This window comes from Arthrobacter sp. NPDC057009 (assembly GCF_042673905.1).
In the GTDB taxonomy this organism is placed as follows: domain Bacteria; phylum Actinomycetota; class Actinomycetes; order Actinomycetales; family Micrococcaceae; genus Arthrobacter.
This window is the reverse complement of the sequence record NZ_JBHUSB010000046.1, coordinates 1-4,560: the sequence shown is the minus strand read 5'-3', so window position 1 is coordinate 4,560 and position 4,560 is coordinate 1. Positions and strand designations below refer to the sequence as shown.

Here is a 4,560-nt window from a genome sequence, read left to right as displayed (position 1 = left end):
GGCGAACAGCCCAACCCTTGGGACCGACTACAGCCCCAGGATGCGATGAGCCGACATCGAGGTGCCAAACCTCCCCGTCGATGTGGACTCTTGGGGGAGATAAGCCTGTTATCCCCGGGGTAGCTTTTATCCGTTGAGCGATGGCCCTTCCATGCGGAACCACCGGATCACTAAGCCCGACTTTCGTCCCTGCTCGACTTGTAGGTCTCGCAGTCAAGCTCCCTTGTGCCTTTACACTCTGCGAATGATTTCCAACCATTCTGAGGGAACCTTTGGGCGCCTCCGTTACCTTTTAGGAGGCGACCGCCCCAGTCAAACTGCCCACCTGACACTGTCTCCCCGCCCGATAAGGGCGGCGGGTTAGAAGGTCAATACAGCCAGGGTAGTATCCCACCGATGCCTCCACCGAAGCTGGCGCTCCGGTTTCCAAGGCTCCTACCTATCCTGTACAAGCTGTACCAACATTCAATATCAGGCTGCAGTAAAGCTCCACGGGGTCTTTCCGTCCTGTCGCGGGTAACCTGCATCTTCACAGGTACTATAATTTCACCGAGTCTCTCGTTGAGACAGTGCCCAGATCGTTGCGCCTTTCGTGCGGGTCGGAACTTACCCGACAAGGAATTTCGCTACCTTAGGACCGTTATAGTTACGGCCGCCGTTTACTGGGGCTTCAATTCGCACCTTCGCTTACGCTAAGCGCTCCTCTTAACCTTCCAGCACCGGGCAGGCGTCAGCCCCTATACTTCGCCTTACGGCTTCGCAGAGACCTGTGTTTTTGCTAAACAGTCGCCTGGGCCTATTCACTGCGGCTTTTCTGGGCTATTCACCCTAAAAAGCACCCCTTCTCCCGAAGTTACGGGGTCATTTTGCCGAGTTCCTTAACGAGAGTTCTCTCGATCACCTTAGGATTCTCTCCTCGCCTACCTGTGTCGGTTTGCGGTACGGGCACCTCTCACCTCGCTAGAGGCTTTTCTTGGCAGTGTGGAATCAGGAACTTCGCTACTATATTTCGCTCGCCATCACAGCTCAGCCTTATGGGAAACGGATTTGCCTATTTCCCAGCCTAACTGCTTGGACGCGGATATCCAATACCGCGCTTACCCTATCCTCCTGCGTCCCCCCATTGCTCAAATGGTGAGGAGGTGGTACAGGAATATCAACCTGTTATCCATCGCCTACGCCTTTCGGCCTCGGCTTAGGTCCCGACTAACCCTGAGCGGACGAGCCTTCCTCAGGAAACCTTAGGCATTCGGTGGAGGGGATTCTCACCCCTCTTTCGCTACTCATACCGGCATTCTCACTTCTAAGCGCTCCACCAGTCCTTCCGGTCTGGCTTCACAGCCCTTAGAACGCTCTCCTACCACTGTTCGAAGAACAGTCCGCAGCTTCGGTGATACGTTTAGCCCCGGTACATTTTCGGCGCAGAGTCACTCGACCAGTGAGCTATTACGCACTCTTTAAATGGTGGCTGCTTCTAAGCCAACATCCTGGTTGTCTAAGCAACTCCACATCCTTTTCCACTTAACGTATACTTTGGGACCTTAGCTGGCGGTCTGGGCTGTTTCCCTTTCGACTACGGATCTTATCACTCGCAGTCTGACTCCCAAGGATAAGTCATCGGCATTCGGAGTTTGACTGAATTCGGTAACCCGGTAGGGGCCCCTAGTCCAATCAGTGCTCTACCTCCAAGACTCTTACCTTGAGGCTAGCCCTAAAGCTATTTCGGAGAGAACCAGCTATCTCCAGGTTCGATTGGCATTTCACCCCTACCCACACCTCATCCCCGCACTTTTCAACGTGCGTGGGTTCGGGCCTCCATTCAGTGTTACCTGAACTTCACCCTGGACATGGGTAGATCACCTGGTTTCGGGTCTACGACCACGTACTCATGCGCCCTATTCAGACTCGCTTTCGCTGCGGCTCCGCATCTTCTGCTTAACCTTGCACGGGATCGTAACTCGCCGGTTCATTCTACAAAAGGCACGCCATCACCCGTTAACGGGCTCTGACTACTTGTAGGCACACGGTTTCAGGATCTCTTTCACTCCCCTTCCGGGGTGCTTTTCACCTTTCCCTCACGGTACTGGTTCACTATCGGTCACTAGGGAGTATTTAGCCTTGGGAGATGGTCCTCCCGGATTCCGACGGAATTTCACGTGTTCCGCCGTACTCAGGATCCACTCAGGAGAGAACGAAGTTTTGACTACAGGGCTGTTACCTCCTATGGCGGGCCTTTCCAGACCTCTTCATCTACCTCGTTCCTTTGTAACTCCGTACAGAGTGTCCTACAACCCCAAGAGGCAAGCCTCTTGGTTTGGGCTGGTCCCGTTTCGCTCGCCGCTACTCAGGGAATCGCATTTGCTTTCTCTTCCTCCGGGTACTTAGATGTTTCAGTTCCCCGGGTCTGCCTTCTCATATCCTATGTATTCAGATATGGATACCACTCCATTACGAGTGGTGGGTTTCCCCATTCGGAAATCTCCGGATCAAAGCTTACTTACAGCTCCCCGAAGCATATCGGTGTTCGTCCCGTCCTTCATCGGCTCCTAGTGCCAAGGCATCCACCGTGCGCCCTTTCTAACTTAACCGTTAAAAAGAATCACTATGTGATATCTTGTGTTACTAATTGAATGTGATGTCTACTGTTATCTAGTTTTCAAAGAACACGTTGGTGGAGCCTAGCGGGATCGAACCGCTGACCTCCTGCGTGCAAAGCAGGCGCTCTCCCAGCTGAGCTAAGGCCCCGTATTGGGTAAAGATGGTGGGCCTGAGTGGACTCGAACCACCGACCTCACGCTTATCAGGCGTGCGCTCTAACCAGCTGAGCTACAGGCCCATCTTAACTTATTCAAGGAACAAAGTTCCTTCAAAACTAAACAAGACAGGGAACGTTCTGTTTATAAGACCCAAGGTCTTATATTCCGTATAATATCCTTAGAAAGGAGGTGATCCAGCCGCACCTTCCGATACGGCTACCTTGTTACGACTTCACCCCAATCATCTGTCCCACCTTCGGCGGCTGGCTCCAAAAAGGTTACCTCACCGACTTCGGGTGTTACAAACTCTCGTGGTGTGACGGGCGGTGTGTACAAGGCCCGGGAACGTATTCACCGCGGCATGCTGATCCGCGATTACTAGCGATTCCAGCTTCACGCAGTCGAGTTGCAGACTGCGATCCGAACTGAGAACAGATTTGTGGGATTGGCTTAACCTCGCGGTTTCGCTGCCCTTTGTTCTGTCCATTGTAGCACGTGTGTAGCCCAGGTCATAAGGGGCATGATGATTTGACGTCATCCCCACCTTCCTCCGGTTTGTCACCGGCAGTCACCTTAGAGTGCCCAACTGAATGCTGGCAACTAAGATCAAGGGTTGCGCTCGTTGCGGGACTTAACCCAACATCTCACGACACGAGCTGACGACAACCATGCACCACCTGTCACTCTGCCCCCGAAGGGGACGTCCTATCTCTAGGATTGTCAGAGGATGTCAAGACCTGGTAAGGTTCTTCGCGTTGCTTCGAATTAAACCACATGCTCCACCGCTTGTGCGGGCCCCCGTCAATTCCTTTGAGTTTCAGTCTTGCGACCGTACTCCCCAGGCGGAGTGCTTAATGCGTTAGCTGCAGCACTAAGGGGCGGAAACCCTCTAACACTTAGCACTCATCGTTTACGGCGTGGACTACCAGGGTATCTAATCCTGTTCGCTCCCCACGCTTTCGCTCCTCAGCGTCAGTTACAGACCAGAGAGTCGCCTTCGCCACTGGTGTTCCTCCACATCTCTACGCATTTCACCGCTACACGTGGAATTCCACTCTCCTCTTCTGCACTCAAGTTCCCCAGTTTCCAATGACCCTCCCCGGTTGAGCCGGGGGCTTTCACATCAGACTTAAGAAACCGCCTGCGAGCCCTTTACGCCCAATAATTCCGGACAACGCTTGCCACCTACGTATTACCGCGGCTGCTGGCACGTAGTTAGCCGTGGCTTTCTGGTTAGGTACCGTCAAGGTACCGCCCTATTCGAACGGTACTTGTTCTTCCCTAACAACAGAGCTTTACGATCCGAAAACCTTCATCACTCACGCGGCGTTGCTCCGTCAGACTTTCGTCCATTGCGGAAGATTCCCTACTGCTGCCTCCCGTAGGAGTCTGGGCCGTGTCTCAGTCCCAGTGTGGCCGATCACCCTCTCAGGTCGGCTACGCATCGTTGCCTTGGTGAGCCGTTACCTCACCAACTAGCTAATGCGCCGCGGGTCCATCTGTAAGTGGTAGCCGAAGCCACCTTTTATGTCTGAACCATGCGGTTCAAACAACCATCCGGTATTAGCCCCGGTTTCCCGGAGTTATCCCAGTCTTACAGGCAGGTTACCCACGTGTTACTCACCCGTCCGCCGCTAACATCAGGGAGCAAGCTCCCATCTGTCCGCTCGACTTGCATGTATTAGGCACGCCGCCAGCGTTCGTCCTGAGCCAGGATCAAACTCTCCGATAAAGTAGTTTGACTGACTACGCACATCGCTGTGCGATTTATTTAAAACTTTGAATTAACAGGTACAGCTCGCCG

Annotated in this window: 2 tRNA genes and 2 rRNA genes; all 4 read right to left on the bottom strand. The window is 53.5% G+C overall.

What is annotated here, in order from left to right:
* Nucleotides 1-2,588 (bottom strand): 23S ribosomal RNA (locus ACFTR6_RS21975); the annotation flags it as partial.
* An 81-nt stretch (nt 2,589-2,669) separates the two neighbouring features.
* Nucleotides 2,670-2,745 (bottom strand) — tRNA-Ala (locus ACFTR6_RS21970).
* A gap of 14 nt (nt 2,746-2,759) precedes the next feature.
* Nucleotides 2,760-2,836, bottom strand: a tRNA-Ile gene (locus ACFTR6_RS21965).
* 102 nt (nt 2,837-2,938) lie between these two features.
* A 16S ribosomal RNA gene (locus ACFTR6_RS21960) occupies nt 2,939-4,488 on the bottom strand.
* Nucleotides 4,489-4,560: the final 72 nt, after the last annotated feature.